This is a genomic window from Streptomyces sp. NPDC020983 (assembly GCF_044333485.1).
Lineage (GTDB): Bacteria > Actinomycetota > Actinomycetes > Streptomycetales > Streptomycetaceae > Actinacidiphila.
Window position 1 is genome coordinate 122962 of record NZ_JBIRRA010000016.1, and the last position, 25265, is coordinate 148226.

Here is a 25265-nt window from a genome sequence, read left to right on the forward strand (position 1 = left end):
CCGCGCAGGGCCTACCCGTCCTCGCTCGTCAGGCGGCTGAAGGCGTCGAGATTGCGGGTCGACTCACCGCGGGAGACGCGCCACGCGTACTCCTTGCGGATCGCGGACGCGAAACCCAGCTCCAGCAGCGTGTTGAACGACCCGTCCGCGTTCTCGACGACAGCGCCCAGCAGCCGGTCGGTCTCCTCGGGTGTGACGGCCGCGAGCGGGAAGCGCCCGGTGAGGTAGACGTCGCCGAGGTGGTCGACGGCGTACGCGACGCCGTACAGCTTGAGGTTGCGCTCCAGCAGCCAGCGGTGGAAGGCCTCGTGGTTCTCGTCGGGGCGGCGGATCACGAAGGCGTTGAGCGACAGGGTGTGCCGCCCCACGATCAGCTGGCAGGTGGTGGACAGCTTGCGCGTGCCCGGCAGCTGCGTGACGTACGTGCCGGGGCGCGGTGACTCCCACGGCAGCTCCGACTCGCGCAGCACCTGCTCGACCACCCGCCGCGCGGCCTCGGCGGCGGGCCCGTCGTCCGTACGCCTGCCGCCCTCGGCGGCGCGGCCCTGCTCAGGCTCAGCCATGGGGCGATCGTAGGCGACGGCGGTGCTCCCACTGCGCTGCCGCGTACACCTCGGCCGTGTCCTCCGCGGAGGCCTCCCATCCGAAGGCGCGGGCGTGCCGGGCGGCCGCGGCGCCGAGGGTGCCGGCGAGCGACGGGTGGTCGGCGAAGCGGCGCAGCACGCGGGCGTAGTCGTACGGGTCGTGGCCGGCGACGAGGAAGCCGGTGCGCCCGTCGGCCACGGCGACCGGCAGCCCGCCGACCGCGGCCGCGACGACGGGCGTGCCGCACGCCTGCGCCTCGATGGCGACGAGGCCGAAGGACTCGCTGTGCGAGGGCATCACCAGCACGGTGGCCGCCCGGTACCAGTCGGCCAGCTGCTCCTGCGGCACGGGCGGCTGGAAGCGGACGACGTCGGAGACGCCGAGGCGGGCGGCGAGTTTGTGCAGCGCCTCCGGCTTGGCCAGGCCCGTGCCGCTCGGGCCGCCGACGATCGGCACGAGCAGCCGGTCGCGCAGGTCGGGCCGCTCGGCGAGCAGCACCGCGACCGCGCGGACCAGCACGTCGGGGGCCTTGAGGGGCTGGATGCGGCCGGCGAAGAGGGGTATGAGCGCGTCGGGCGGCAGGCCGAGGCGGGCGCGGGCGGCGGCGCGGCCGCCGGGGTCGGGGCGGAAGCGGTCCAGGTTGACGCCGGGGTGGACGACGGCGACCTTGCCGGGCGGGGCGGCGTAGTGGCGGACCAGCTCGCCGGCCTCCTCGTCGGTGTTGGCTATGAGCCGGTCGGCGGCCGCGACGACCTGGGTCTCGCCGATCACCCGGGCGACGGGTTCGGGCGTGTCGTGCTCGGCGAGGGCGGCGTTCTTGACCTTGGCCATGGTGTGCATGGCGTGCACGAGCGGCACGCCCCAGCGCTCGGCGGCGAGCCAGCCGACGTGGCCGGACAGCCAGTAGTGGGAGTGGACGAGGTCGTAGTGACCGGGGCGCTGCCCGGCCCACGCGCGCATCAGGCCGTGCGTGAAGGCGCACAGCTGCGCGGGCAGCTCCTCCTTGGCCAGGCCCTCGTAGGGTCCCGCGTCGACGTGCCGCACCAGCACGCCGGGCGCGAGCTCCACGTGCGGGCGGCGGGCACCGGTGGTGGAGCGGGTGAAGATCTCCACCTCGATGTCCCGCTCGGCCAGCCGGCGGGCCAGCTCGACGATGTACACGTTCATGCCGCCGGCGTCGCCCGTGCCCGGCTGGTGCAGTGGCGAGGTGTGGACGCTCAGCATGGCGATCCTGCGGACCCGGCGGCTCCCCCTGCGGTGCGGGCGGTACGCCGCGGCAGCCGCACCGGCCGCGCTGCGCAGCCCGCCGAACCGGGACGTGTACTGGGTCGTCACCCTTCATCCTTCCGGCAGCCGTACCCCCGCGGTCAACCATGGCCAACACCGGAAGGAGGGATTCCATTTCCGCCTTTGCCGAAGCGTGATAAATCCGCTTGACGGTGCGGCGCACGGGCTCCCCACCGCCCCGCCGCCCCGGGGCCGGGCTTTCCGTGCGCGGCGCCTACCCCGCCGGGGGGCGGTTACGCTCGCGGGCATGGGCGGTACGGGACGGGCGCGGGCGGCGCGCGGGGCGAGCGGCGCGGGGGCCGCGGTCGGCGTCGTGACCCGCGGCACCACCAACCCCAACCGGCTGCGCCGCATGGACCGCTGGATCGCCGCCGCCCACGGCCCGCAGCTGCGCCGCACCGCCGACCCGCTCGCCGTCGACCTGGGCTACGGGGCCGCACCCTGGACCGCCGTCGAACTGCTCGGGCGGCTGCGGCGGGTGCGGGCGGACGCGGAGGTGGTCGGCGTCGAGATCGACCCGGCACGGGTCGCCGCCGCGCTCCCGTACGCCCGCGAGGGCCTGGGTTTCGTGCGCGGCGGCTTCGAGGTGCCGCTGCCGGACGGGCGGCGGCCGACGCTCATCCGCGCCGCGAACGTCCTGCGGCAGTACGCCGAGGACGAGGTGCCCGCGGTGTGGGCCCGGCTCGCCGGGCGGCTCGCGCCGGGCGGGCTGCTCGTCGAGGGCACGTGCGACGAGATCGGGCGGCGGCACGTCTGGGTCGCGCTCGGACCCGAGGGCCCGCGGACGGTGACCTTCGCCACCCGGCTGGGCTCCCTGGACCGGCCCTCCGACCTCGCGGAGAGGCTGCCGAAGGCGCTGATCCACCGCAACGTGCCGGGCGAGGGGGTGCACGCGTTCCTCACCGGCTTCGACCGGGCGTGGGCCGCGGCGGCGCCGTTGTCGGCGCTGGGGGCGCGGCAGCGCTGGATCGCGTCCGTGCGCGCCCTGCGGGCGGACGGCTGGCCCGTGACGGACGGACCGGCGCGCTGGCGGCAGGGCGAGGTCACGGTCGCGTGGGAGGCGCTGGCGCCGCGCTGAGGACCCCGGGGGCGGCCCGCGGGTGACCCGGCGCGGCGGGCGGGTGCGGACGGGCGCGCATGGACGGGCGCGGTGAGGGGCAGAACCCGGACAGCGGCGTCCGCGGGCGTACACCCGGCGCCCGGCTCTCCGCGGGCAGCGCACCGCTCGCACAAACAGCCCGCGGGGGCGGATTTCCGGCACTTATTGCGCGGAGACGCACAAAGCCCCGTATTGCGCCGCCATTCGGCCGGGAAGGGCTCCGGCGGTGGGCCGGAAACGGAGCATGGTTGCAGTGGAAGCGCGTGACGTACGTCATGTGTGGATCCCCACATCGACGGCGAAATCCTGCCCTGGCCACCGCATATGACGCTGACGGTTTACAACTGCCCCTCCCGTGACGTCCGGTTCAGCCACTAGGGTTCCTGGGGCCGGGGATGGCAAAGCAAGGCAAAGGAAAGACCGTCAATCGTTCAGGGGACCGGAAAGGAGTCGCTTGATGTCCGCTTCCAAACGCGGCACCGAACGGCCCACGGCCGCCGAGCCCGGGGCCGGCCGCCCCGCACCCGCCCCCGCCGTCCCCGAGTCCGGCGTGCCCGAAACCGGCGCACCCGAACCCGGCGCGCCCGCCGCGGTCAGCCTGCCGCGTCAGCGCAAGGACACCGCCGAGGCGCCCGTCACGTTCAACCTGCTGGTCGTCGGCGACGACCCGGCGGGCGCCTTCACCGCCCCCTACTTCCAGGACGGCGGCGGCCCCCGGATCCGCGTCCTGCGCGCCGGCAACCTCACCGCCGCGGGCCGGCTGCTCACCGACGACGTCCACTGCATCCTGCTGGACCTGCCCGACGTCCTGGAGGGCGTCCGGCACGTGCTGCGCGTCGCGCCCGGCACCGCCGTGCTCGTCCTCACCGAGGAGGCCGACGACGGCACCGCCGCGGAGGCCGTGCGCATCGGCGCCCAGGACCACCTGCCGCGCGGGGACATCGACGCCGCCGGGGTGACGCGCGCGGTCCGCTACGCCGTCGAGCGCAAACGCGCCGACCTCGCGCTGCGCAAGCTCACCGAGACCCGGCTGCGCGCCCAGGAGAACCGCCGCCTCGAACGCGGCCTGCTCCCCACCCCGCTGCTGGAGGGCGCCGGGCTGCGCTTCGCCGCCCACTACCGGCCCGGCCGCAGCCGCGCGCTGCTCGGCGGCGACTTCTACGACACCGTCCGCACCTCCGACGGCGTCGTGCACGCCATGATCGGCGACGTCTGCGGCCACGGCCCCGACGCGGCCGCCCTCGGCGTCGAACTGCGCATCGCCTGGCGCGCGCTCACCCTCGCCGGGCTCGGCGGCGAGACACTGCTGCGCACCCTCCAGCAGGTGCTGGTCCACGAGCGGGCCGACGACGAGATCTTCGCGACCCTCTGCACGCTCGACATCGCCCCGGACGGCCGCAGCGCCGGCCTCTACCTCGCCGGCCACCCGGCCCCGCTGCTGTCCGGCACCGGCGGCCCCCCGCGGCTGCTCCCGTACGAGGACGGCGGCCCCGCGCTCGGCCTGCTCCCCGACGAACTGGCCGAATGGCAGCGCGTGCCCGTGGCGCTCGACGGCGAGTGGCGGCTCATGCTCTACACCGACGGCCTGATCGAGGGGCACGTCGACGGCGGAACGCAGCGCCTGGAGCAGGACGGCATGCTGCGCCTGGTCTCCCGGCTGCTCGCGGACGGCCTCCACGGCGACGCGCTGCTCGACGCCGCGGTGACGGAGGTGCGCGAGCTCAACGGGGGCGAGCTGACGGACGACGTGGCCGTGGTGCTGCTGGAGCACTGCCGGGGGGTGTAGCCCTCCCCGCCGCGGTGGCTCAGCGGCGGCCGTTGTACGGGCCGTAGGGCCCGTCGCTGCTGCTGCCGCTCCGGCCGCGGCGCGCCGCACCCCGGCGGCGGCCCTGGCCCCGGCCGCTGACCTCGCGCAGGGCGGGGCGGACGTCGACCATGTACACGATCACCGCGATCAGGCCGATGATCGGCAGGAACGAGATGATCGAGAAGAACTTCATCACCAGGCCGGCCAGGCCCAGGATGATGAGCCAGAAGCCCTTGTTGTTCTTGCCCGCGGCGCGGTACGCGTCCTCGCGGTAGGTGGCGGCGTCGACGAACGCGAAGACCGCGAAGATCAGGAGCGCCCACGAGATCAGGGCGACCACCCCGAAGAACCCTGTGATCAGCACGCTGTCCACCCATCCCTTGTCCGTCGGTCGCCGTCGGCCCCTCCACGGTACCGGCCGCACCTCGACAACGGGCCGGGCACGCGCTGCGTGCCCGGCCCGATCGGCGTCAGTCCTTGCTCTGCGCCTTCTTCGCGGCGGGGGCCTTCTTCGCCGCGGGCCTGCGGGCGGCGGGGGCGTCCTTCCGGGGCGTGGCGTCGGCGATCTGCCGCACGTCCGCGCCGGCGTCCTTCTCGCCGTCCTCGCCGCGCCACTGGGCGACGGCGCCCTTGCCGCGCTCGGCCAGCTCGTCGTACGTCTCGCGCGCCCTGACCGCGTAACCGGTCGCGCGGCCGACGCCCTGGAGGGCCAGGTCCTGCACGGACTCGCCGAGCTTCTTGAGGTCCGGCAGCTCGCGGAAGGACTTCAGGTCCAGGTCGCGGTAGGCCTCCGACAGGCGCGTCTGCGCGTCCCTGGCACCTGCGGCGACCCGCTCCTGCACGGCCTTCGGGTCGGTGCCCTTGATCCGCTCGATGTGCGCGGGTGCCTGCTCCCGGATCCGCTCGATGTGCCCGGGTGCCTGCTCCCGGATCCGCTCGATGAGCGCCGGCACCTCGCGCAGCTTCTCCGCGGCGAGATCCGCGGTCCCGGCCACCGCGTACAGCGGCGTCGGGTTGCGCAGGCTCTTCACGATGTCGTCGGTGATGGTCATGTCCCGTCTTCCTCCCGTACGGCGGCGGAGGCCCCTGGGCCACCCGCCGCTCCTCGCTCTTCCGTGCCGACCTCCTGCCCCCCAGCAGCCGCCCGCGACTCCCCCGCGGCGGCGTTCTCCTTCCGGAAGGACTCGTAGATCTGGATCAGCACCTGCTTCTGCCGCTCGTTGATCGCCGGATCGGCGAGGATCGCCGCCGGCACCTCCAGCTCGCCCCGCTCCCGCGCGTCGAGCATCCCGGCCTGCACGTACAGCGTCTCCGCGGAGATCCGCAGCGCCTTCGCGAGCTGCTGCAGGATCTCCGCACTAGGCTTCCGCAGCCCTCGCTCGATCTGGCTCAGGTACGGATTCGACACACCGGCCGCCTCCGCCAGTTGCCGCAGGCTGAGCTGCGCGCTGCGCCGCTGCTCCCGCAGATACTCACCGACGTTGCCGACTCTCAGTGACGCCATACGTACGAGAGTGCACCCTCGCGCTAACTTTTGCAAGCAGCCGCTAGCGGGCGGCTAACACCTCCTCCGGCGACGCCGGGGCACACCGCGGGAACAGCGGGCCCGACGGCGGCAGCCGGCCGCCCGCTTCCCCTGCCTCCCGCCACGGCCCGCCCCGAGCCCGCGGGGTCCCCACCCTCCCGCCACGGCCCGCCCCGGGCGCGCGGGGTCCCCGGCCTCGGCCTGGGGCCGTCGTCCGGCCCGACCGCCCCCTCGCCGCCCCTCGCCGCCCCTCGCCGCTTCCGGCAGGCCGCCCCGGCGGGGCCCGCGCTAGGGTCGGGAGCATGGGCGTGGAGACCGAGGTGGTGCGGGAGGCGGGCGCCGACGTCGTGGCGGCGCTCGCACGGCTGCTGCCGCAACTGTCGAGCAGCGCGGTCGTCCTGGACGCCGACGGGGTCGCGCGGGTCCTCGGCAGCGACGCCAACACCGTGCTGATCGCCCGGCTCGGCGGAGAGATCGTCGGAACGCTGACCCTGGTGATGTTCCCGCTGCCCACGGGCCTGCGGGCGCGGATCGAGGACGTCGTCGTGGACGGCGCCGCCCGCGGCGCGGGCGTCGGCGCGGCCCTCACCGAGCACGCCCTGCGCCTGGCGGAACAGGCGGGCGCCCGCACGGTCGACCTGACGTCCCGCCCCTCCCGCAGGGCCGCCAACCGCCTCTACGAGCGCCTGGGCTTCCGAGAGCGCGATTCCCGCGTGCTCCGCTTCACGATCGGCCCGCGCTGACGGAGCCCCCGCAGGGGGCGCGGGCGGCCGGACGAGGCGTACGGCCCGGCCGCCGGAGGGGTGGTCAGGCCCTGACGATGCAGAAGGGGTGCCCCGCCGGGTCGGTGAGGACGCGGGCCCTGTCGCCGTGGGGCTGGTGGTCGGGGAGGCCGGCGCCGAGGGAACGCAGGTGGGCCTCGGCGGCGGGGAGGTCGGTGGTGACGGTGAAGCAGATGTGCAGCTGCTGCGGGGAGTCCTGGCCGGGCCACCGCGGGGGGCGGTAGCCGGCGACGCGCTGGAAGCCGAGGAGGAGTTCGCCGTCCGTACCGCCGAGGCCGGCGAACGCGGCGTCCGACTTCGGGTGCGGGGGCAGGCCCGTGGCCGCCTGGTAGAAGGCCATGAGGGCGAGCGGGTCGGGGCAGTCGAGGGTGATCGCGGTCATCCGCAGCTGCGGTGTCATGGCGCCTCCGTACGTGTCCGGGCCCGTCCGGACACCGTATCCCTGCGACAATCCGCGCATGAGCGAGGACGCCGGGGACGGGTACCTGCTGGACAACCGGCAGGCCGAGGCCGGCGAGCGGTTCGCCGCGCTGGCGGAGCTCTTCGACCCGGTGACCTTCCGGCACGTCGACCGGCTCGGCATCGGGGCCGGGATGCGCTGCTGGGAGGTCGGGGCGGGCGGGCCGTCCGTGCCGATGGGGCTCGCCGAGCGGGTCGGGCCGCGGGGCAGGGTCGTCGCGACCGACATCGACGTGTCGTGGACCGCGGGCGCCGCGGGCGGGCCCGTCGAGGTGCTGCGGCACGACGTCGCCGCCGACCCGGCGCCCGGCGGGGACTTCGACCTCGTGCACGCCCGCCTCGTCCTCGTCCACGTCGCCGACCGCGCGGCGGCGCTGCGCAGCATGGCCGGCGCGCTGCGCCCCGGCGGGTGGCTGCTGCTGGAGGACGCCGACCCGGGCCTCCAGCCGCTGCTGTGCCCCGACGAGTACGGCCCCGCGCAGCAGCTCGCGAACCGGCTGCGCACCGGCTTCCGCACCCTGATGGCCGCGCGCGGCGCCGACCTCGCCTACGGCCGCACGCTCCCCCGGCGCCTGCGCGAGGCCGGGCTCGACGACGTCCAGGCCGACGCGTACTTCCCCGTCGCTTCGCCCGCCTGCACCGCCCTGGAGGCCGCGACCGTACGGCAGATCCGCGGCCGCCTCGTCGCCGGGGGACTCGCCACCGACCAGGAGATCGACCGGCACCTCGCGAACGTCGCGACCGGCACGATGGACCTCGCCACCTCGCCGATGATCACGGCGTGGGGGCGCCGCCCGTAGGCATCGGCGGCAGGCCGAGCGCCGCCAGCCGCGCGGGGTCCCGTACGGCCAGCACCTCGGTGACACGACCGGCGTCCGTGACCGTGAAGGCGACCAGGCCCAGCAGCCTGCCGTGCGGACCCCACACCACGAGGCCGGGATCGCCGTTGACCTGCACCGCACGGGTCGCCGCCACCGCACGGGCGCCGCGCTGCGCGCGGACGGCCAGCTCCTCGGCCGCCACCCGGGCCGCGCTGAGGCCGTGGGAGGAGTAGGAGCGCCACGCCACCTCCGGATCGAGCAGCTTCAGCAGGCCCGCGAAGTCGCCGGCCCGCGCGGCCGCCAGGAAGGCGTCCACCACCGCCCGCCGCCGCCCCCGCCCCTCCGCCGCACCGTGCGGGCCCTGCACCTTGCGGCGGGCGCGGCTCGCGAGCATCTTCGCCGCGTCCGTCGACCGGCCCAGGATCTGCCCCACCTCGTCGAACGGCACCGCGAACATGTCGTGCAGCACGAACGCGAGGCGCTCCGCGGGGCCGAGGGTGTCCAGCACCACCAGCAGCGCGACCCCGACCGACTCGGCGAGCACCGCATCGGCCTCCGGCTCCGCCGCGGCCTCGTCGTCGGTGACCTCGATCTCCAGCACGTGCGCGTCGTACGGCTCCTCGGGCCGGACCTTGCGGGCGCGCAGCATGTCCACGCTCACGCGGCCGACCACGGTGGTCAGCCACGCGCCGAGGTTGCCGATGCCCTGCGGGTCGGGCTGGCGGGCGAGACGCAGCCAGGCCTCCTGGACGGCGTCCTCGGCGTCCGCGCGCGAGCCGAGGACGCGGTGGGCCACCGCGGTGAGCCTCGGCCGCTCCGCCTCGAAGAGCCGGGCCAGCTCGTCGGTCCCCGGGCCTGGTCCCGTCATGGCCTCATCCCTCGCCTTCCGCCGGCAGCCGTCACCTCTGCGACGGGCGGGAGGAGGGAAACGTAACAGGGCCCCCCGCGCGCCCGCCGCGGGCGGGGCCACCGCCCGCGGCGGCCGACCCGGGGGCGGGGCCACCGGCGGCCCCGGATGGGCGGCCCGGGGCGGACCCCGCCAGCCCCCGCCCCCGTGGAGCAGCCCGCGCGCAGGCGCCCATCAAGCACGCTGCTAGCGCGGCAGAGGCCCCGGATGGGCGGCTCGGGGCGCGGACCCCGCCAGCCCCCGCCCCCGAGGAGCAGCCGCGCACAGGTGCCCATCAAGCACGCCGGCAGCGCGGCAGAGGCCCCGGCTGGGCGGCCCGGGACGGACCGCCAGCCCCCGCCCCCGAGGAGCAGCCGCGCGCAGGTGCCCATCAAGCACGCTGGCAGCGCGGCAGAAGCCCCGGATAGGCGACCGGAAGCGGGACCGTCAGCCCCCGCCCCCGACATACAGCCGCGCACAGGTGCCCATCGAACCCGTCGGCAGCGCGGCAGAGGCCCCGGATGGGCGACCGGAAGCCGGACCGTCAGCTGCCGTCCGCGAGGAGCAGGCGCGCGTAGTTGCCCATCGAGCGCTGGTAGCGCGGCAGATGGGGCGCCAGGGCCGCGACCGTGAGGGACACGGCCTCGCGGGCGCGGCCCAGTTCCGTGAGGCAGAGGGCGAGGACGCACACGAGGGCGTCGTCCAGGTGGTCGCTCGTGCGCTCGCGCTCCGCCGTGAGCAGGGCGGCGCCCTCCTCGGGGCGGCCGAGGTTGCGCAGCGAGCTGGCGAGCTGGATGACCGCCCGCCGCCGCCGTTCGCCGGGCACGCCGCCCTCGAGGGCGGCCCGGTAGAGGGGGACGGCCTCGTCGGGGTGGCCGGTGGAGTCCCAGGCGGCTGCCCGCTCGAAGAGCCCGGTGGGGTCCCCGTCCGGCAGCTCGCCGACGAGTCTGCCGACGGCCGCCCGGAAGTCCTCCTCCGCCGCGTAGGTGTCGATGGCCGCCCACAGCTCGACGTCCCTCCGCTCCCATTCCGCGGCGGGCGCGGGGGCGGGGCTGCTGGGGTAGTCGTTCATCGCTGGTCACGCTCCAGTTCACGGTGTCTGCGCCGCCGTCGCCCCTTGCCGGGTCCGGCGTCCGCCATCCTGCGAGGGGGCCCGGACGGCGTACCACTCATTCGGCCGTCGCCGAATGACCGCGGGGTACGGTAAGAGCACCGTCCGCGGCCGCCCCTTCCGCCCGCGCGCGGGGCCCGCGGGCATCCCGCCCGACCCGGGGGCAGGCCCCTGCGGGGCCGCCCGCGCCCCGCCGCCACCGAGGGAGGTGCCCGCCGTCACCACGCTCCGCTTCGGGCCCGACGACCTGCTGCGCTGCCGGTTCGCGTACTCGCCCGCCTTCGAGACGCTCGCCGCCGTACGCGTCGCGACCGGGCCGCAGCCGCCCGGGCACCACGCGCGCTGGCTCGCCGAGGCCGCGCCCCGGCTCGCGGGGCTCGACCTGCGGCCGCTCACCCTCCTCCAGCCGCGCCGCGGCTACACCCCCGACTTCCTCGCCCCGCCGCCCGACGCCCCCGTCGACTCCTTCGCCGCCGACCTCGCCCGTATCGCCGCGACCCCGCCCGACCGGGCCCGCGCCGAGATCGCCCGCTCCCTCGCCGACACCCCCGGCGCCGCCCGCACCGCCACCGGCCGGGCGCTGCTCGCCGCCGATCCCGCCGACGTCGTACGCGACCTCGCCGCGCTCGTCCGGGCCGCGTGGGAGGCCCTCGTCGCACCGTACTGGGCCAGGACGCGGGCGCTGCTCCAGGCGGACATCACGTACCAGAGCGGACGGCTCGCCGCCGGGGGCCTGGACCGGCTCTTCGCCGAGCTGCACCCCTCGGTGCGCTGGCACGACGGCGTGCTCACCCGCGAGCACGGCGGGCGCGACCACCGCGACCTCGCGGGCGAGGGCCTCGTCCTCATGCCCAGCGCCTTCAAGTGGGACCAGGTCGTGATCGTCCTCGACCCGCCCTGGCAGCCCACCCTCGTCTACCCGGCCCGCGGCGTCGGCACCCTCTGGCAGCCGCCGGGCGCGTCGGCGGAAGCCACCGCCGCCCTGGGCCGCCTCGTCGGCCGCACCCGCGCGCGCCTCCTGACCGCCCTGGCCGAGCCCGCCTCCACGGCCTGGCTCGCCCACCACCACGGGCTCGCCCCCGCGACGGTCTCCGAACACCTCGCCGTCCTCCGCGCGACGGGCCTCGTGGCCTCCACCCGCCACCGCCACGAGGTGCGCTACCACCGCACGGACCTGGGCGACGCCCTCGCCGGGGGATGACCCGGCACCACGCCCCCGCGGGCATCGCCCGGCGCGGACCGCCCGGCTCAGGGGACGGTGATCGTCACCCCGCGGAGGCGGTCCGGGTCGGCGATCACGTCGATCGCCGTGATCCGGGACGCGCCCGCGGGATCGTCGGCGAAGGTGAAGGCGAGCACCAGGCGCAGCCGCCCGGCGGGGGCCATGACGAGGCCGGGACGGCCGTTGACGAGGGCGGTCTCCGTGAAGGCCACGCGCGCGGCGGCCGCGGAGGCGCCATGGGCCACCCGGTCGCGCCCGAGGATGCGGACCGGCTCGGGGGTGGGGCCGGCGGCGCGGTCGGCGTGGAGGACGACGTCGGGGTCGAGGACGGCGACGAGGCCCTCGAGGTCGCCGCCGCGGGAGGCGGCGAGGAAGGCCTCGACGAGCCGCTGCTGCCCCGCGGACGCGGCCGGCGGGGCGTCGGCGCCGCGGACCCGGCGCCGGGCGCGGCTCGCGAGCTGCCGCGCGGCGGCCGGTGTGCGCTCCGTCAGTGCGCCGATCTCGTCGAAGGGCACGGCGAACATGTCGTGCAGCACGAAAGCGACCCGCTCCGGCGGCGCGAGCGTGCCGAGGACCACCATCATGGCCAGGCCGACGGAGTCGGCGAGGACCGCCTCCTCCTCGGGGTCGCGCACCTCGTCGCCGGCGGCCGGCTCGTGCCGCAGCGCGTCGTCGAGCGGGTCCTCGCGGTGCGCGGCACGCGACCGCAGCATGTTGAGGCAGACCCGGCCGACGACGGTGGTCAGCCAGGCGGGCAGGCTGTCGATGCCTTCCGCGCCCGCGCGGCTGAGCCGCAGCCACGCCTCCTGCACGGCGTCGTCGGCCTCCGCGGCGGAGCCGAGCATGCGGTAGGCGACGCCCCGCAGCCGGGGCCGCTCGGCCTCGAACTGCTCGGCCAGGGCCGCGCTTTGGTCCATCGGTCACATTCCCCTTCCGCGGCGGGTCACCACGGTAGCCTGCCGCACGGCGGCCCACCGAAGAGGAGTGACGTCCACACATGTCGAACACCGAAAACACCCCCGCAGCACCGATCCTGCTGACCGGCGGCACCGGCAATCTCGGCGGTCACGTGCTGCCGCTGCTGCGCGCGGCGGGGCGCGACGTGCGGGTCCTGACCCGGTCGGCACGCACGTCGGACGACGAGGGGGTCACGTACGTGACCGGCGACCTGTCGCAGGACGGCGACCCGGGTACGGCGGAGGCCCTGAAGGGGGTCGAGACCGTCGTGCACCTCGCGGGCGCCCCCAAGGGCGACGAGGTGACGACCGGTCACCTGCTGCGGGCCGCGGTCGCGGCCGGGAGCGTGCGGCACTTCCTGTACATGTCGGTCATCGGCGCGGGCGAGGTCCCGTTCGGCTACTTCCGCAGCAAGATCGCGGCGGAGCAGGCCGTCCTCGACTCGGGGCTGCCGTACACGATCCTGCGGGCCGCGCAGTTCCACGACTTCGCGACGAACATGTTCAAAACGCTCGCCAAGTCGCCCGTGATCCCGCTGCCGGGCGTCATGCGCGCGCAGACGGTCGACGTACGGGACTGCGCCGAGCGCGTCGCCGCCCTCGCCCTGGGCGAGCCCGCGGGCCGCGCCCCCGACCTGGCCGGCCCGGCCGTGCACCCGCTGAACGACCTGCTGCGGGACTACCTCAGGGCGACGGGCAAGCGCCGCCTCGTCCTCCCCGCCCCGCTCCCCGGCAAGGCGGGCCGCGCCTACCGCGACGGCGTCAACCTCACCCTGGAGGGCGCCGACCTCGGCACCCGCACCTGGGAGGACTTCCTGGCGGAACTCACCCGCTGAGGCCGCGCGGTCCGGTCACCGGGCCGCGGCCACGGGGAGCAGGGTCAGCCGCAGCGCCCGCAGCCGCCAGGGCGCGGCCACGACCTCGTACGCCGTGACGCGGCCCGCCGCGACCTGGAAGCGCAGCGCCAGCACCAGCCGCCCCCGCGGGGCGACGACCGCCCCGACCTCCCCGTCGACGAGCACGAGGGCGGCGTGGCGGGAGCGGCGGCCCAGCACCGCGGTCTCCCCGGCGACCGCACGGGCCCCGCGCAGCAGTGCCGCGGCGCCCGGCGGCAGCACCTCCGGATCCGCCCGGCGAACGACGTCGGGCGCCAGCACCGCGAGCAGCGCGCCGAGGTCGCCGCCGCGGGCCGCGGCGAGGAAGGCCTCGACGACGCGGCGCTGGTCGGCCGTCCGGGCGGCCGGGGGCACGGCGGCGCCGTGCACCTTCTGCCGGGCGCGGCTGGCGAGCTTCTTCGCGGCCGCGGCGCTGCGCCCGACGACCGGGGCGATCCGGTCGAAGGGCACGGCGAAGGTGTCGTGCAGCACGAAAGCGACCCGCTCGTCCGGACCGAGCGTGTCGAGGACGACCAGCAGCGCGCGCCCCACCGACTCGACGAGCTCGGCCTCCTGCTCGGGCCCCGCCGCGTCCAGCACGGGATCGGGCGGCTGCTCCCCGACCGGTTCCTCGCGCCGCGCCGCGCGGGCCCGCAGCACGTCCAGGCACAGCCGCGACACGACGGTGGTCAGCCACGCCCCCAGGTTCGCGATCCGGTCGGCGTCCGCCCGCGCGAGCCGCAGCCACGCCTCCTGCACGGCGTCCTCGGCCTCCGCGCCCGACCCGAGCATGCGGTACGCGAGCGCACCGAGCCGCGGCCGCTCCGTCTCGAACCGCCGGGCGAGCGCGTCGTGCCCCCGGGCCGGGGCGGGTGCGCCGCCCTCGTCCCGCGGGCCCCGCGCCTGCGCCCCGGCGCCGCGCCCAGCCCGCCCGGCCTCCCCGGCGCCGGCACCCCGTACGTCCGGCCCGTCCCGCAGCCCGTCGCGTCCTCGCATGGTCACCTTCGCTCGCGTCGCCCCGTCGACCGTATGACGTACCGCCGACAGCGAAGGTGACCTCCCGATGCGCACACCCACCGCGCCCGCCCCCGCCCCCTCCCCCGTCCCGGACGCCCACGGTGTCCCCCCGCTGCTGCGGCCGGCCGTCCTCGGTGAGCTGCGGCTGCCGAACCGGGTGCTCATGGCGCCCGCCACCCGCGCCCGGGCCACAGCTCCCGGGCTCGCGCCGACCGAGCTGCACGCCGCGTACTACGCCCAGCGGGCGGGGGCGGGGCTGCTCATCACCGAGGGGACGTGGATCAGCCGGGAAGCGGTCGGCTTCGCGAACGTGCCCGGTGTCTACAGCGACGAGCAGGTCGCGGGCTGGCGGCGGGTGACGTCGCTGGTGCACGCGCTCGGCGGCCGTATCGTCCTCCAGCTGTGGCACTGCGGCGCCGTCTCGCACCCGGACCTGCTCGGCGGCGCACCGCCGCTCGGGCCCTCGGCGGTCGACCCGCACGAGCGCGCCTTCACGCCGGGCGGCTTCCGGCCCGCGCCCGTGCCCCGCGCGATGACCCCGTCCGACATCGCGCGCACGCTCGCGGACTACGCCGCCGCCTCGGCGAACGCGCGGCGCGCCGGCTTCGACGGCGTGGAGGTGCACGCGCTCGGCCCGTACCTGATCCCGCAGTTCCTCAACCCGCGGCTGAACCTCCGCACGGACGGCTACGGTGGCACCCCGGCCGGCCGCCGCCGCTTCCTGCTGGAGGTCGTCGAGGCGGTCGCCGGCGCCTGGGACGGCCGGCGCGTCGGCGTCCGCCTCTCCCCGCGCTGGGCGAGCAGCGACCGCTTCCCCGCGGACGCGTCGACGGACGCGGAGTACGCGGAGCTGGTGGCCGCCCTCAACGACGCCCCGCTGGCCTACCTGCACCTGCGCGGCCCCGAGGCGGGCGCTCCCGACCTCGCCTTCTTCGCCCGCTACCGCGCCCTCTACCGGGGCCCGCTGATCGCCAACCTCGGCTTCACCCCGTCCACCGCGGCCGCCGCCCTCGCCGGGGGCCACGCCGACGCCGTGTCCTTCGCCGCCCACTTCATCGCCAACCCCGACCTCGTCACCCGCATCGCCCTCGGCCTGCCGCTGAGCGCGCCGGACGAGGACACGTACTACACCCCCGGCCCGAAGGGCTACACGGACTACCCGCAGGCGACCTGAGGCGGCTGCCCGTTCCACCAGGGCGCGCGGCACATCGGCGCGCGCCCCCGTTCGACCACGAGTGCCCCGGAACCACTCGCATGAGTGGTCATCGCTCATGCCGCTGGCATATTCGTCACACGCGCTCCTACGATCCGATCATGGCCTTCCGCCGCCGACAGCCCGGGCCTCCGGCTGCCGGCGGAGGGCCGTGCCCCCCGGATCGGCCGGGCGGCGCGTTTCCCCACTCCCCCGTCGGGCGCGCCGTCCGGTCCCGAGCGCCGTGTCCGAAACCCGCCGGAAAGCGCGGCGCGGCGGCGGCAGGGTGGAGCGCATGAGCACTTCTGACACACCTACCGACCTGCACGGGCGCATCGAGCCCGGCATCCTCTACTTCGGCACGCCGGTCGTGCTGCTCTCGACGCGGAACGAGGACGGGACGGCGAACCTCGCGCCGATGTCGTCGGCGTTCTGGCTCGGGTGGCGGGCGATGCTGGGGCTCGGAGCCCGGTCGCAGACGGCACTGAACCTGCTGCGGGAGCGGGAGTGCGTGCTGAACCTGCCGGACGACTCGCTCGCGGACGCGGTGGACCGGCTCGCGCTGACCACCGGGCGGGATCCGGTGCCGGTGGGCAAGGCGGAGCGCGGGTACCGGCACGAGGGCGACAAGTTCGGGCTGGCGGGGCTGACGGAGGTGGCCTCGGAGACGGTCGCGGCGCCGCGTGCGGCGCAGTGCCCGGTGGCGATGGAGGCCGTCGTGGAGGGCGTGCACCCGCTCGCCGAGGACGATCCGGCGCAGCGCGGCGGCATCCTGGTCTTCGAGGTGCGGATCCAGCGCGTCCTGGTGCACGACGCGATCCGCGTCCCCGGCACGGACGACCACGTCGACCCGGACCGCTGGCGCCCGCTGATCATGAGCTTCCAGCAGCTGTACGGGCTGGGGCCGCGGCTGCGCGAGTCCACGCTCGCACGCATCCCGGAGCGGATGTACCGCGGCCCCGACATCGAGCGTTCCCGGCTCGCGGGCTCGGCCGGGACCGGCGCCGTCAGGGGGTGAAGGCGTCGGCCAGGCGGGTCATGCCGTAGACGAAGGAGCTGTCGACGTCGCCGCCGAGGTTGAAGGCGTCGGCCAGCTCCATGCTGATGAAGCCGTGCGCCCAGGCGGTGACGGTGCGGGCGGCCTCCAGGGAGTGGTCGGGGCCCGCCAGGGCGGCGGTGACCTCCAGGACGGGGGCGGCGGCGCGGGCGAGCAGGGCGACGTCGGGGCGGGCCGGCCGCGGGGTGTCGGCGAAGACCAGCCGGTAGGCGGCCGGCCGGGCGTGGGCGAAGGCCCGGAAGGCGCGCAGCAGCGCGGCCAGGGTCTCGCGGGGGTCGGCGGCGGGCGGCACGGCCTGGAGCGCGGCCTCCAGGTCGGCGAGCGTGGCCTCGGTGACGAGCCGGACGAGGGCGTCGCGGTTGCGGACGCGCTTGTAGAGCGAGGGCGCGCGGACGCCGACGCGTTCGGCGACGGCCTGCATGGTGAGCCCGTCGAGGCCGCGGGTCTCCAGGATGTCGCGGGCGGCCCCGACGATGGCGTCGAGCGAGGTGCGTTCGGGTGTCGGCACAGGTACTCCCTCCGGCGGGCCGCGCCGGTGCGGCCCTGCTTGCCGTCCCCATCATAGCTATGGACAGTAGCCATGATGGCTATGTATCGTAGCTATCAAGAACGGCACGCGAGGAGACGAACATGAAGCTCGGTCAGCACCTGCACCGCATAGGCAACGACATCGTGGCGGTCTACCTGGTCGTCACCGACGAGGGCGTCACCGTCGTGGACGCCGGGCTGGCCGGCCACTGGGGGGAGCTGACCGCCGAACTGGCCACCCTGGGCCGCACCCCCGACGACATCCGCGGCCTGGTCCTCACCCACGGCGACACCGACCACATCGGTTTCGCCGAGCGGCTCCGCCGCGACCACGGCGTCCCCGTGTACGTGCACGCCGCGGACGCCGCCCGCGCCCGCGGCGAGGTCAAGACGAAGCCGGAGTGGGGGCACGCCAAGGTCGGCGCCACGGCGGGCTTCCTCTGGTACGCGGCCCGCAAGGGCGGCCTGCGCACCACCTACCTGACCGAGGTCACGGAGGTGGCCGACGGCGACGTGCTCGACCTGCCCGGCACGCCCCGGATCGTGGGCATGCCCGGCCACTCGCCGGGCAGCATCGCCGTCCACGTGCCCCTCGCCGACGCGGTGTTCGTCGGCGACGGCCTCACCACCCGGCACGTCCTCACCGGGCAGCACGGCCCGCAGCCCGCCCCCTTCACGGACGCGCCGGAGCAGGCGCTCACCTCCCTCGACCGGCTCGCCGGCCTGGAGGCGACCTGGGTCCTCCCCGGGCACGGCACCCCCTGGAACGGCGGCACGGCCGAAGCGGTACGCCAGGTGCGGGCCGCGGGACACTGACGGCACGGCCGGGGGCGGCCTTGACACGTGGCGGACGGCCGCAGAGTCTGAGCAGGGCGCGCCCCGGCGCGAAGGCCGGCGCGGCGTCAGTCCCGTGGGGCCGCACGGGGGTTCGGGCGACGCCCAGGGGGGAAGGGCCGCGCGGAGCCGCACTGCGCGCGGGCGGGCAGCCGAGGAGGAGCCGTCATGCGCGGGCCAGACGCGTACCCGACCGTGTCCGGTGTCGCCGCCGCGGCAAGGCTGCTGAGCGCGCGGCACCCCGACCTGGTCCGGATGCGGCTGGCCGGGGAATCGCGGACGGGCCGCCCGCTGTGGCTGCTGTCGGTCGGGCACGGACGGCGGCACGCGCTCGTCGTGGCCGGGCCGCACGCGGACGAACAGGCCGGCGGCGGCACCGCGCTGTGGCTCGCCGAACAGGCCGTCACCGATCGCCGGCGGCTCGCCGACCTCGACCTGACCTGGGACTTCCTGCTCTGCCTCGACCCGGACGGCACCGTGCTCAACCAGACCGGACCGGCCGGCCGGCGCCCCCCGGCCGTCCACTTCCGGCACACCTACCGCCCCGCCGCCCGCGATCAGCCCGAATGGGCCACCCCCTTCCGCGCCCCCGGTGACGAGCTGCCCGAGACGTACGCCCTGCTCGCCCTCATCGACGAACTGCGGCCCTTCGTCCAGTGCACGCTGCACGGCACAGACGTCGGAGGCGGCCGGGTGCAGCTCACCGGCGACGTCCCGGGCCTGGCCGAGCCGTTCGGGAAATACGCCGCAGAGCTGGACGTGCCCGTGCAGACCGGCACCTACGACGCGCTCTTCTGGGACTGCGCGGGCCCCGGCGTCTACGTGCTGCCGCCCGGCGCCGGACGGCAGCGGCTCGACGGCTCCACCTGGTGCCGCCCGCACCGCCACGGCGGCCTCACCGCGATCGTCGAGGTCCCCATGTGGGCGACCCGCCGCGTCTCCGACCCGGCACCGCACCCCGAGCCCGCGACCGCCCTGCACGCCCTCGCCGCCCGGCTGCGCAAGGACGGCACCGCCCTCACCGGCAGCCTGGACCGCGCGCTGCCGCTGCTCGGCGACCCCGGCCCCCCGGACGGCTGCACCGCACTGCTGCTCCGCGGCGTCGAACAGGCCGTCGGCGCCTTCGCGGCCCTCGCCGCGGACTACGACGCGCTCGCCGCCGACTCCCCCGTCCCGCTCACCATGGCGCACCTCGCCGCCCTCGACATCACCGCCCGCCGCATACCGCTGCGCGCCGCCGGAATGCTGCTCCGACTGCTGGACGCGCAGCCCCTCACCGACCCCGACCCCGCCGCCGAGCCCGGCCGGCTGCGCGCCCGCCTCGAACGCCGCCTCGACGCGGGCGCCCGCGAGCTGGTCATGGGAACGGACGCGCGCTGGGTGCCCGTCTACGAGCAGGTCGAACTCCAGGCCCGCACCGTGCTCGCCACGGTGGACCGGCTCCTGTGACACCGCACCAACCGGAATCCGCCCCCGGACACCCACCGCGATCCGCTGCTGCCGGGCGCCTTGACAGCCCGCCGGGTCCGCCGGAATCTGACAGGACGCGGGAGTCACCCGGGGTGAGTGACCGACTCCCGTCCGCTAGGAACCGTGCGGACGAGCAAAGGGGGAGCCACCATGACGACACGCGTCGTACGACGGCTGAGTACGAAGGAGACCACCGGCGCCCGCACCTCCGACGGAACGTGAGCCAACCCACGGTCGACGCGTACCCGGACGTCGCGGGAATCGTCGCGGCGGCCTCCGCGTTCGTCCGCTTCCGGCCCGGACTGTGCACGCTGCGCGTCGCGGGCCGCTCCCGCGAGGGCCGCCCCCTCTACGTCCTCACCGTCGGCCACGACCGGCCCCGGGTCCGCAACATCCTCGTCGTCGCCGGCGCCCACGCCGACGAACGCATCGGCGGCGCGAGCGCCATGCGCATCGCCGAACGCGTCGCCCGCGACCCCCACCTCCACGCCGGAGCCGGCGCCGCCTGGCACTTCGTCCTCTGCCTCGACCCCGACGGCGCCCTGCGCACCGAGGACGGCCCCGCCGTCCGCCGCACCCCCGCCGCCCACTTCCGGCACGCCTACCGGCCACCCGCCGACGAACAGCCCGAATGGGCCCCCTCCATCCGCCCCGCCCACGACCCGCTCCCCGAATCCGAGGCGCTCCTCACCCTCATCGACGAGCTCCGCCCCGTCCTCCAGTGCTCCCTGCACGGCAACGACATCGGCGGCGCCTGGGCCCAGGTCACCCGCGAACTCCCCGGCCTCGCCGAAACCCTCGGCACAGTCTGCGCCGAACGCGACGTGCCCGTGCAGACCGGCACCTACGACGCCCTGTACTGGCGGGCGACCGGACCCGGCGTCTACGCGATGCCCGCGCCCGGCGAGCGCAGCCAGTTCGACAGCCTGCCCGAGGACGTCGCCGGCTCCACGTGGATACGGCCGCACGCGTACGGCGGTATGACCGCGCTCTTCGAAGTGCCCATGTGGGCGAGCGCCGGCATCGCCGACCCCGCCCCGCACCCCGACCCCGGACGCGCCCTCGCCACCGCGGCCGCCCGCCTGCGCGACCAGACCCGCACCACCGCCGCGCTCCTCGACCGCGCCCGCCCGTACGCGGGCGACCCGCAACTCCTCCGCATCACCGAGGGCCTCATCGCGATGGCCCCGCAGGTCGCCGAGGAATGGGAAGCCCTCGACGCGGCCCCGCCCGTGCCCCTGACCCGCGCACACGTCGCCGCGCTCGACATCGCCGCGCGCCGCATGCCGCTGCGGGCCGCCGGCACCCTCCGCCGCCTCGTCCCCGCGCGGGGGGCGCTCGCGGAGGAGGCGGACCGCCTTCTCCGCGCCTGGTCCGCCGACCTCACCACCGCGCACGCCACGCGGTGGCTGCCCGTCCCCACGCAGGTCGACGTCCAGTCCGAATCCGTCCTGGCGACGGCCCGCCTCCTCCTGTCGTAACCCCGGCCCCCCACCCCGGTCGTACCCGCCCGGGGTGGGGCTTGCGACTTGCCCGCCACGGGGGTGCCCGCGCCTGGCGGCGCCGCGCTCGGGCGGTGCCCGCGTGGGGTGGGGCTTGCGGCTGCCCCGCCGCGGGGGACGCGTCAGGCGGTGCCCGCCTGGAGGTGCATGGGCTGCTGCCCCGCCGCGGGGGTGCCCGCGCCTGGCGGCGCTGCTTCGGGCGGTGGCCGCCCGGGGTGCGTGGGCGGCTTGCCCGCCGCGGGGGTGCCCGCGCCTGGCGGCGCGGGGTGTTCCCACCCCCACCACCCGTGCAGATACGACGTCGGCTGACGGCCTTCTCGTGGGGGTGCGCCGCCGTCGGGGGCGAACCGCAGTCCCCGGACAACCTCACCCCCACGGCAGGCAGCCGCCACACCGGGCCCGGGAGGGGGACGATCCGGGGGTGCCCCCGCAGGAATGCGCACCCCACCGCCCAACCAACCCCGGAAGACGTCAGACGCGCATTCCGAGGAGGTACCCCCGGAGTGGCACCCGACCCCACCCCCGAGCGCAAGCGCGATGCCCCGCCGGGCAACCCAGGGGCGCGAGGAACTGCGCGACCAGCCCCCACCGGGCGAACAGCGAACCGCCCACCGCAAGCCGCACCCCCTCAGGGGCGCGAGGAACGGCGCGAGCAACCCACCACCGGCGGAACAGCGAACCGCCCACCGCAAGCCGCACCCCCCCAGGGGCGCGAGGAACGGCGCGACCAGCCCCCACCAAGCGAACCGCGAACCGCCACCGCAAGCCGCACCCCCTCAGGGGCGCGGGGAACGGCGCGGCCAGCCCCCGCCGGGCGAACGGCGAACCGCCCGGCGCAAAGGGGCGGCGCCCCCTCAGTACACCGCGCCGGAGGCGAACCCTCAGAGCTCCGCAGCAACCAGCTCCGCGAGCTGCACCGCGTTGAGCGCAGCGCCCTTGCGCAGGTTGTCACCGGAGACGAAGAGCGCGAGACCGTTCTCGACGGTCTCGTCGACACGGATCCGGCCGACGTACGACACGTCACCCCCGGCGGCCTGCAGCGGCGTGGGGATCTCCGAGATCTCCACGCCCGGCGCCCCCGCCAGCAGCTCGTACGCCCGCTCCACGCTGAGCGGCCGCTCGAAGCGCGCGTTGAGCTGGAGGGAGTGGCCGGAGAAGACCGGCACCCGCACGCACGTGCCGGAGACCTTGAGGCCGGGGATCTCCAGGATCTTGCGGGACTCCTTCCGCAGCTTCTGCTCCTCGTCGGTCTCGAAGCTGCCGTCGTCGACGAGGTTCCCGGCGAAGGGGAGGACGTTGAAGGCGATGGGCCGGGCGTAGAGGGCCGGCTCGGGGAAGGTGACGGCGCCGCCGTCGAAGGTGAGCTTGTCCGCGGTCTCGACGACGGCGCGGGCCTGCTGGTGCAGCTCGGCGACACCGGAGAGCCCGGAGCCGGAGACGGCCTGGTAGGTCGTGGCGACCAGCGAGGTGAGCCCGGCCTCCAGGTGCAGCGGCTTGAGCACCGGCATGGCGGCCATCGTGGTGCAGTTGGGGTTGGCGATGATGCCCTTGGGGCGGTCGGCGAGGGCGTGCGCGTTGACCTCGGAGACGACGAGCGGGACCTCGGGGTCGTGGCGCCAGGCGGAGGAGTTGTCGATGACGACGACGCCCTGCGCGGCGACCTTCTCGGCGATGGCGCGGCTGGTGGCGCCGCCGGCGGAGAAGATGGCGATGTCCAGGCCGGTGTAGTCGGCGGTGCCGGCGTCCTCGACGGTGATCTCGGTGCCGTTCCAGGGCAGCGTGCGGCCCGCGGACCGCGCGGACGCGAACAGCCGCAGCTCGTCCACCGGGAACTTCCGCTCGGCCAGCACCTGGCGTACGACTCCGCCGACCTGTCCGGTCGCTCCGACGATTCCGATCCTCATGGCCGCCTACTCTCGCTCTCGTGGGCTCTCGTGGTCTGTGGGGGTGCCCGCCGTTCGAGTATCACCGCAGGCGGCGGCGGGCGGCGAATGGTTTCAGGTGCCGAGACGTGCGGCGGGGCGCACGGCGGGCGGCAGCGCCGCCAGCGACTCCGGGCTCGCGGGCAGCAGCGGCGGCCTCACACCGGCGGTGGGGATGCGGCCCTCCGCGTGCAGGGCGGCCTTGATGACGGTGGGGTTGGGCTCGCGGAAGAGCCCGGCGGCGCGGGCGGCGAGCCGGTGGCCGAGGGCGCGGTCGCCGGTGGCGGCGAGGCTCACCCAGGCGGCGGTGTCCAGGTGGGCGGAGGCGGCGATGACGCCGGTGGCGCCGAGGGCGAGCAGCGCGGGCGCGAAGACGTCGTCCCCGGCGAGGACGGCGAATCCGGCGGGGTGGTCGCCGAGCAGGTCGACGGTCTCGGCGTCGATGCCGCCGGCCGCGTACTTCACGCCGGTCACGCCCGGGATCGCGGCGAGGGTGCGCAGTGCGCGGGCGGAGAGCGGCTGTCCCGTGCGGTAGGGCACGTGGTAGACGATCAGCGGCAGGCGGCTGCGGGCGGCGAGCGCGGTGAAGTGCGCGACGACGCCCGCCTCGCCGGGCCGGACGAACGCCGGTACGGTCGCGAGCAGCGCGTCCGGCTCGACGGGCCACGGCCCGAGATCGCGCCCGGAGCCGACACCGAGGGCGAAGTACGCGCCCGCTTCCCGGCAGACCCGCCCGACCACCCCGGCGACGGCCGCGCGCTCGTCCGGCTCCAGGCTCTCCGGCTCGCCCGTGGTCCCGAGCGCGAGGAGACCGGCCGCCCCGTCCGCGAGCAGTCCGCGGGCCAGGGCCTCCAGCGCGTCGAGGGCGACGGCGCCGGAGGCCGTGAAGGGGGTCACGAGCGGTACGTACACGGGTGGGGCTGTCGTCATGAGCCGAGTCTCACCCGGGGCGAAACCGTAGGTCCAGTGAAAGATTTTGGCGGTCACCGTTAAGCAGAAGTGAAGTCAGAACACCTCGGGGCACCATGGGCGGCGCGCGGTGCGGAAGAGCACCTCCGCGGTCGCGGCGGCGCCCGGGCGGTGCTCGGCCAGCAGCCCCAGCGCGGCGAGCCGCACCGCGGACTCGTCCCCGAGGTAGAGCCGCCCGAGAGTGGAGACGTCCAGGCCCAGATCGGGCGCCGCCCCCGGCGCGGGCGTGCAGCGCGGGGCGGCACCCGGCGCGGTCTCCAGCCGGAAGGTGCCGCCGGACAGGCCCGCCGCGTCCCGCACCTCCAGCACGAGCTCCGCGGCGAGCGGAGCGTAGCCGCGGGCGCCGAGGGCCGCGGGGACGTCAAGCACCCGCAGCCACATGAAGTCGGCGTGCGTCTCGACGCGTGCGGCGCGCGGGTCGCCCAGCAGCAGCGGCAGCACGTCGTCCGGCGGGCGGTGGTCCGTCGTGAGCTTCCTGACCCAGTCGAGGGACAGCACGTGCCGCCACAGGGCCGCCTCCGCGGCGGGCGTGGCGGCGGTCAGGCTCACCACCGCCACCTCGGCGTGCGGCAGCTTGTTGGGCCAGTGCGGGTCGTCGACGCGGTACGCCACCAGGCCGTCGACCTCGCCGGTCGCCGCGTCGCGGTAGGCGGCGAAGAAGGGGGCGCTGTAACCGGACGACGGGTAGACCACCGCGCCGGTGTTCCGGTCCCACCATTCCTCGGTGCGGCTGATCGCGCCGGGCGTCGCGCGGCGCACCCGCTCGTGCAGTGCGGGCCCAAACACCCTGACCTCGTCACCGCCGACCAGCTCGACCGCGCCCTCCGCCGCGTCCGGCCCGGCGTACCGCCGGTCCAGCCCCGCCCGCGGTACGTCGATCTCCCAGTCGGTGACCCACGTCGCCGGGCCGAAGCCGAAGCGCCCGTAGATCGGGTACTCGGCGGCGACCAGGATGGCCACCGCGTCCCCGCGCTCCTTCGCCGCCGCGAGGTCGGCGGCCATCATCGCGCTGGCCAGCCCGCGCCGGCGGTGCGTCGCCGTGACCGACACGTTGGTGATCGCGTCCGCGGCGACCGTTCCGCCGCCCGGCACGGTGAGCTCCCGCGGCATGCTCCGGAACGTCGCGACGCACCGGTCCTTCTCGAAGGCCCCGCGCGTGCGGTCCAGTTCCATCGTGGCGCGGCGCAGCGGAATTTCTTCCGGCGGGACGGCCGCCGCCCGGTGGAAGCCGGTGTTCAGCGCGTGCAGCCACTCCGCGACGTCGTCGTCGCCCAGCGTGCGAATCTGTGTCCCCATCGGGGCACGGTATGCACGCGGTGCGGGCGGGCGCATCCGTTTAACGCGCCCGGCGGACCCGCC

25 protein-coding genes are annotated in these 25265 nt (G+C 76.1%); 11 read left to right on the top strand and 14 right to left on the bottom strand.

What is annotated here, in order from left to right; all coding sequences use genetic code 11:
- Positions 1 to 11 precede the first annotated feature (11 nt).
- Positions 12 to 563 (bottom strand): YbjN domain-containing protein, encoded by a 552-nt coding sequence (locus ACH4SE_RS30675; protein WP_398546781.1) that lies wholly within the window; start codon positions 561 to 563, stop codon positions 12 to 14.
- Positions 556 to 1920, bottom strand: coding sequence for a D-inositol-3-phosphate glycosyltransferase (gene mshA, locus ACH4SE_RS30680; protein ID WP_398546782.1), 1365 nt, complete (start codon positions 1918 to 1920; stop codon positions 556 to 558). The genes ACH4SE_RS30675 and mshA overlap by 8 nt, the downstream gene beginning before the upstream one ends.
- A gap of 199 nt (positions 1921 to 2119) precedes the next feature.
- On the opposite strand from mshA, the gene ACH4SE_RS30685 reads away from it, so the two are divergent.
- Complete coding sequence (locus ACH4SE_RS30685; protein WP_398546783.1) at positions 2120 to 2950, top strand: class I SAM-dependent methyltransferase; 831 nt, start codon at positions 2120 to 2122, stop codon at positions 2948 to 2950.
- A gap of 478 nt (positions 2951 to 3428) precedes the next feature.
- Complete coding sequence (locus ACH4SE_RS30690; RefSeq protein ID WP_398546784.1) at positions 3429 to 4757, top strand: SpoIIE family protein phosphatase; 1329 nt, start codon at positions 3429 to 3431, stop codon at positions 4755 to 4757.
- 19 nt (positions 4758 to 4776) lie between these two features.
- Here ACH4SE_RS30690 and ACH4SE_RS30695 read toward each other — a convergent pair whose 3' ends face one another.
- The 3 genes from ACH4SE_RS30695 to ACH4SE_RS30705 all read right to left on the bottom strand — a co-directional run bounded on the left by ACH4SE_RS30695 (position 4777) and on the right by ACH4SE_RS30705 (position 6282).
- Positions 4777 to 5142 (bottom strand): DUF2516 family protein, encoded by a 366-nt coding sequence (locus ACH4SE_RS30695; RefSeq protein WP_398546785.1) that lies wholly within the window; start codon positions 5140 to 5142, stop codon positions 4777 to 4779.
- 106 nt (positions 5143 to 5248) lie between these two features.
- A complete protein-coding gene (locus tag ACH4SE_RS30700) occupies positions 5249 to 5830 on the bottom strand; it encodes a hypothetical protein (protein ID WP_398546786.1) in 582 nt (193 codons plus the stop codon).
- The gene (locus ACH4SE_RS30705) at positions 5827 to 6282 is read right to left on the bottom strand and encodes a helix-turn-helix domain-containing protein (RefSeq protein WP_398546787.1); all 456 of its coding nucleotides are present in this window, start codon (positions 6280 to 6282) and stop codon (positions 5827 to 5829) included. The genes ACH4SE_RS30700 and ACH4SE_RS30705 overlap by 4 nt, the downstream gene beginning before the upstream one ends.
- A gap of 323 nt (positions 6283 to 6605) precedes the next feature.
- Here ACH4SE_RS30705 and ACH4SE_RS30710 point away from each other — a divergent pair, with 323 nt between their 5' ends.
- Positions 6606 to 7046 (top strand): GNAT family N-acetyltransferase, encoded by a 441-nt coding sequence (locus ACH4SE_RS30710; protein WP_398546788.1) that lies wholly within the window; start codon positions 6606 to 6608, stop codon positions 7044 to 7046.
- 64 nt (positions 7047 to 7110) lie between these two features.
- On the opposite strand, the gene ACH4SE_RS30715 is transcribed toward ACH4SE_RS30710, so the two are convergent.
- Positions 7111 to 7485 carry a VOC family protein gene (locus ACH4SE_RS30715; protein WP_398546789.1) on the bottom strand — a complete coding sequence of 125 codons (375 nt, stop codon included), beginning with the start codon at positions 7483 to 7485 and terminating at the stop codon, positions 7111 to 7113.
- A gap of 58 nt (positions 7486 to 7543) precedes the next feature.
- Between ACH4SE_RS30715 and ACH4SE_RS30720 the strand changes: the two genes are divergently transcribed.
- On the top strand, positions 7544 to 8344 hold the full coding sequence (locus ACH4SE_RS30720; RefSeq protein WP_398546790.1) for a methyltransferase domain-containing protein: 801 nt from the start codon (positions 7544 to 7546) through the stop codon (positions 8342 to 8344).
- Here the strand turns inward: ACH4SE_RS30720 and ACH4SE_RS30725 are convergent.
- Entirely contained in the window at positions 8319 to 9233 is a 915-nt protein-coding gene (locus ACH4SE_RS30725) for a sigma-70 family RNA polymerase sigma factor (RefSeq protein ID WP_398546791.1), read from the bottom strand. The two genes, ACH4SE_RS30720 and ACH4SE_RS30725, sit on opposite strands and share 26 nt — an antisense overlap.
- A gap of 562 nt (positions 9234 to 9795) precedes the next feature.
- On the bottom strand, positions 9796 to 10323 hold the full coding sequence (locus ACH4SE_RS30730; protein ID WP_398546792.1) for a tetratricopeptide repeat protein: 528 nt from the start codon (positions 10321 to 10323) through the stop codon (positions 9796 to 9798).
- A 247-nt stretch (positions 10324 to 10570) separates the two neighbouring features.
- On the opposite strand from ACH4SE_RS30730, the gene ACH4SE_RS30735 reads away from it, so the two are divergent.
- On the top strand, positions 10571 to 11563 hold the full coding sequence (locus tag ACH4SE_RS30735; protein ID WP_398546793.1) for a DUF5937 family protein: 993 nt from the start codon (positions 10571 to 10573) through the stop codon (positions 11561 to 11563).
- A 47-nt stretch (positions 11564 to 11610) separates the two neighbouring features.
- Here the strand turns inward: ACH4SE_RS30735 and ACH4SE_RS30740 are convergent, their stop codons facing one another.
- Positions 11611 to 12501: a sigma-70 family RNA polymerase sigma factor gene (locus ACH4SE_RS30740; protein ID WP_398546794.1), complete on the bottom strand. Its 891-nt coding sequence runs from the start codon at positions 12499 to 12501 to the stop codon at positions 11611 to 11613.
- A gap of 80 nt (positions 12502 to 12581) precedes the next feature.
- On the opposite strand from ACH4SE_RS30740, the gene ACH4SE_RS30745 reads away from it, so the two are divergent.
- The gene (locus tag ACH4SE_RS30745) at positions 12582 to 13376 is read left to right on the top strand and encodes an SDR family oxidoreductase (RefSeq protein ID WP_398546795.1); all 795 of its coding nucleotides are present in this window, start codon (positions 12582 to 12584) and stop codon (positions 13374 to 13376) included.
- 15 nt (positions 13377 to 13391) lie between these two features.
- Here the strand turns inward: ACH4SE_RS30745 and ACH4SE_RS30750 are convergent, their stop codons facing one another.
- Entirely contained in the window at positions 13392 to 14411 is a 1020-nt protein-coding gene (locus ACH4SE_RS30750; protein WP_398546796.1) for a sigma-70 family RNA polymerase sigma factor, read from the bottom strand.
- Between the two features lie 67 nt (positions 14412 to 14478).
- Between ACH4SE_RS30750 and ACH4SE_RS30755 the strand changes: the two genes are divergently transcribed.
- Together ACH4SE_RS30755 and ACH4SE_RS30760 are read left to right on the top strand one after the other, a co-directional pair.
- Positions 14479 to 15606 (top strand): alkene reductase, encoded by a 1128-nt coding sequence (locus ACH4SE_RS30755; RefSeq protein WP_398546797.1) that lies wholly within the window; start codon positions 14479 to 14481, stop codon positions 15604 to 15606.
- 313 nt (positions 15607 to 15919) lie between these two features.
- Positions 15920 to 16642, top strand: coding sequence for a flavin reductase family protein (locus ACH4SE_RS30760; protein WP_398546798.1), 723 nt, complete (start codon positions 15920 to 15922; stop codon positions 16640 to 16642).
- On the opposite strand, the gene ACH4SE_RS30765 is transcribed toward ACH4SE_RS30760, so the two are convergent.
- Complete coding sequence (locus tag ACH4SE_RS30765) at positions 16632 to 17189, bottom strand: TetR/AcrR family transcriptional regulator (protein ID WP_398546799.1); 558 nt, start codon at positions 17187 to 17189, stop codon at positions 16632 to 16634. The two genes, ACH4SE_RS30760 and ACH4SE_RS30765, sit on opposite strands and share 11 nt — an antisense overlap.
- A gap of 122 nt (positions 17190 to 17311) precedes the next feature.
- Here ACH4SE_RS30765 and ACH4SE_RS30770 point away from each other — a divergent pair, with 122 nt between their 5' ends.
- From ACH4SE_RS30770 to ACH4SE_RS30780, 3 genes are all read left to right on the top strand, one after another.
- On the top strand, positions 17312 to 18025 hold the full coding sequence (locus ACH4SE_RS30770; RefSeq protein ID WP_398546800.1) for an MBL fold metallo-hydrolase: 714 nt from the start codon (positions 17312 to 17314) through the stop codon (positions 18023 to 18025).
- 186 nt (positions 18026 to 18211) lie between these two features.
- Entirely contained in the window at positions 18212 to 19492 is a 1281-nt protein-coding gene (locus ACH4SE_RS30775) for a M14 family zinc carboxypeptidase (RefSeq protein ID WP_398546801.1), read from the top strand.
- 239 nt (positions 19493 to 19731) lie between these two features.
- A complete protein-coding gene (locus ACH4SE_RS30780) occupies positions 19732 to 20994 on the top strand; it encodes a M14 family zinc carboxypeptidase (protein ID WP_398546802.1) in 1263 nt (420 codons plus the stop codon).
- A gap of 902 nt (positions 20995 to 21896) precedes the next feature.
- On the opposite strand, the gene ACH4SE_RS30785 is transcribed toward ACH4SE_RS30780, so the two are convergent.
- The 3 genes from ACH4SE_RS30785 to ACH4SE_RS30795 form a co-directional block, all read right to left on the bottom strand.
- Positions 21897 to 22919, bottom strand: a complete 1023-nt coding sequence (locus ACH4SE_RS30785; RefSeq protein ID WP_398546803.1) for an aspartate-semialdehyde dehydrogenase — start codon at positions 22917 to 22919, stop codon at positions 21897 to 21899.
- A gap of 93 nt (positions 22920 to 23012) precedes the next feature.
- Entirely contained in the window at positions 23013 to 23867 is an 855-nt protein-coding gene (locus ACH4SE_RS30790; RefSeq protein WP_398546804.1) for a dihydrodipicolinate synthase family protein, read from the bottom strand.
- Between the two features lie 75 nt (positions 23868 to 23942).
- Positions 23943 to 25202: a GNAT family N-acetyltransferase gene (locus ACH4SE_RS30795; RefSeq protein WP_398546805.1), complete on the bottom strand. Its 1260-nt coding sequence runs from the start codon at positions 25200 to 25202 to the stop codon at positions 23943 to 23945.
- Between the last annotated feature and the right edge of the window lie 63 nt (positions 25203 to 25265).

Coding starts and splice junctions, on each gene's coding strand:
- ACH4SE_RS30700 (WP_398546786.1), bottom strand. CDS start 5,830: ATGACCATCACCGACGACATCGTGAAGAGCCTGCGCAACCCGACGCCG.
- ACH4SE_RS30775 (WP_398546801.1), top strand. CDS start 18,212: ATGCGCGGGCCAGACGCGTACCCGACCGTGTCCGGTGTCGCCGCCGCG.
- ACH4SE_RS30770 (WP_398546800.1), top strand. CDS start 17,312: ATGAAGCTCGGTCAGCACCTGCACCGCATAGGCAACGACATCGTGGCG.
- ACH4SE_RS30795 (WP_398546805.1), bottom strand. CDS start 25,202: ATGGGGACACAGATTCGCACGCTGGGCGACGACGACGTCGCGGAGTGG.
- ACH4SE_RS30720 (WP_398546790.1), top strand. CDS start 7,544: ATGAGCGAGGACGCCGGGGACGGGTACCTGCTGGACAACCGGCAGGCC.
- ACH4SE_RS30740 (WP_398546794.1), bottom strand. CDS start 12,501: ATGGACCAAAGCGCGGCCCTGGCCGAGCAGTTCGAGGCCGAGCGGCCC.
- ACH4SE_RS30690 (WP_398546784.1), top strand. CDS start 3,429: ATGTCCGCTTCCAAACGCGGCACCGAACGGCCCACGGCCGCCGAGCCC.
- ACH4SE_RS30725 (WP_398546791.1), bottom strand. CDS start 9,233: ATGACGGGACCAGGCCCGGGGACCGACGAGCTGGCCCGGCTCTTCGAG.
- ACH4SE_RS30715 (WP_398546789.1), bottom strand. CDS start 7,485: ATGACACCGCAGCTGCGGATGACCGCGATCACCCTCGACTGCCCCGAC.
- ACH4SE_RS30675 (WP_398546781.1), bottom strand. CDS start 563: ATGGCTGAGCCTGAGCAGGGCCGCGCCGCCGAGGGCGGCAGGCGTACG.
- ACH4SE_RS30785 (WP_398546803.1), bottom strand. CDS start 22,919: ATGAGGATCGGAATCGTCGGAGCGACCGGACAGGTCGGCGGAGTCGTA.
- ACH4SE_RS30790 (WP_398546804.1), bottom strand. CDS start 23,867: ATGACGACAGCCCCACCCGTGTACGTACCGCTCGTGACCCCCTTCACG.
- ACH4SE_RS30745 (WP_398546795.1), top strand. CDS start 12,582: ATGTCGAACACCGAAAACACCCCCGCAGCACCGATCCTGCTGACCGGC.
- ACH4SE_RS30760 (WP_398546798.1), top strand. CDS start 15,920: ATGAGCACTTCTGACACACCTACCGACCTGCACGGGCGCATCGAGCCC.
- ACH4SE_RS30755 (WP_398546797.1), top strand. CDS start 14,479: ATGCGCACACCCACCGCGCCCGCCCCCGCCCCCTCCCCCGTCCCGGAC.
- ACH4SE_RS30705 (WP_398546787.1), bottom strand. CDS start 6,282: ATGGCGTCACTGAGAGTCGGCAACGTCGGTGAGTATCTGCGGGAGCAG.
- ACH4SE_RS30750 (WP_398546796.1), bottom strand. CDS start 14,411: ATGCGAGGACGCGACGGGCTGCGGGACGGGCCGGACGTACGGGGTGCC.
- ACH4SE_RS30685 (WP_398546783.1), top strand. CDS start 2,120: ATGGGCGGTACGGGACGGGCGCGGGCGGCGCGCGGGGCGAGCGGCGCG.
- ACH4SE_RS30730 (WP_398546792.1), bottom strand. CDS start 10,323: ATGAACGACTACCCCAGCAGCCCCGCCCCCGCGCCCGCCGCGGAATGG.
- ACH4SE_RS30710 (WP_398546788.1), top strand. CDS start 6,606: ATGGGCGTGGAGACCGAGGTGGTGCGGGAGGCGGGCGCCGACGTCGTG.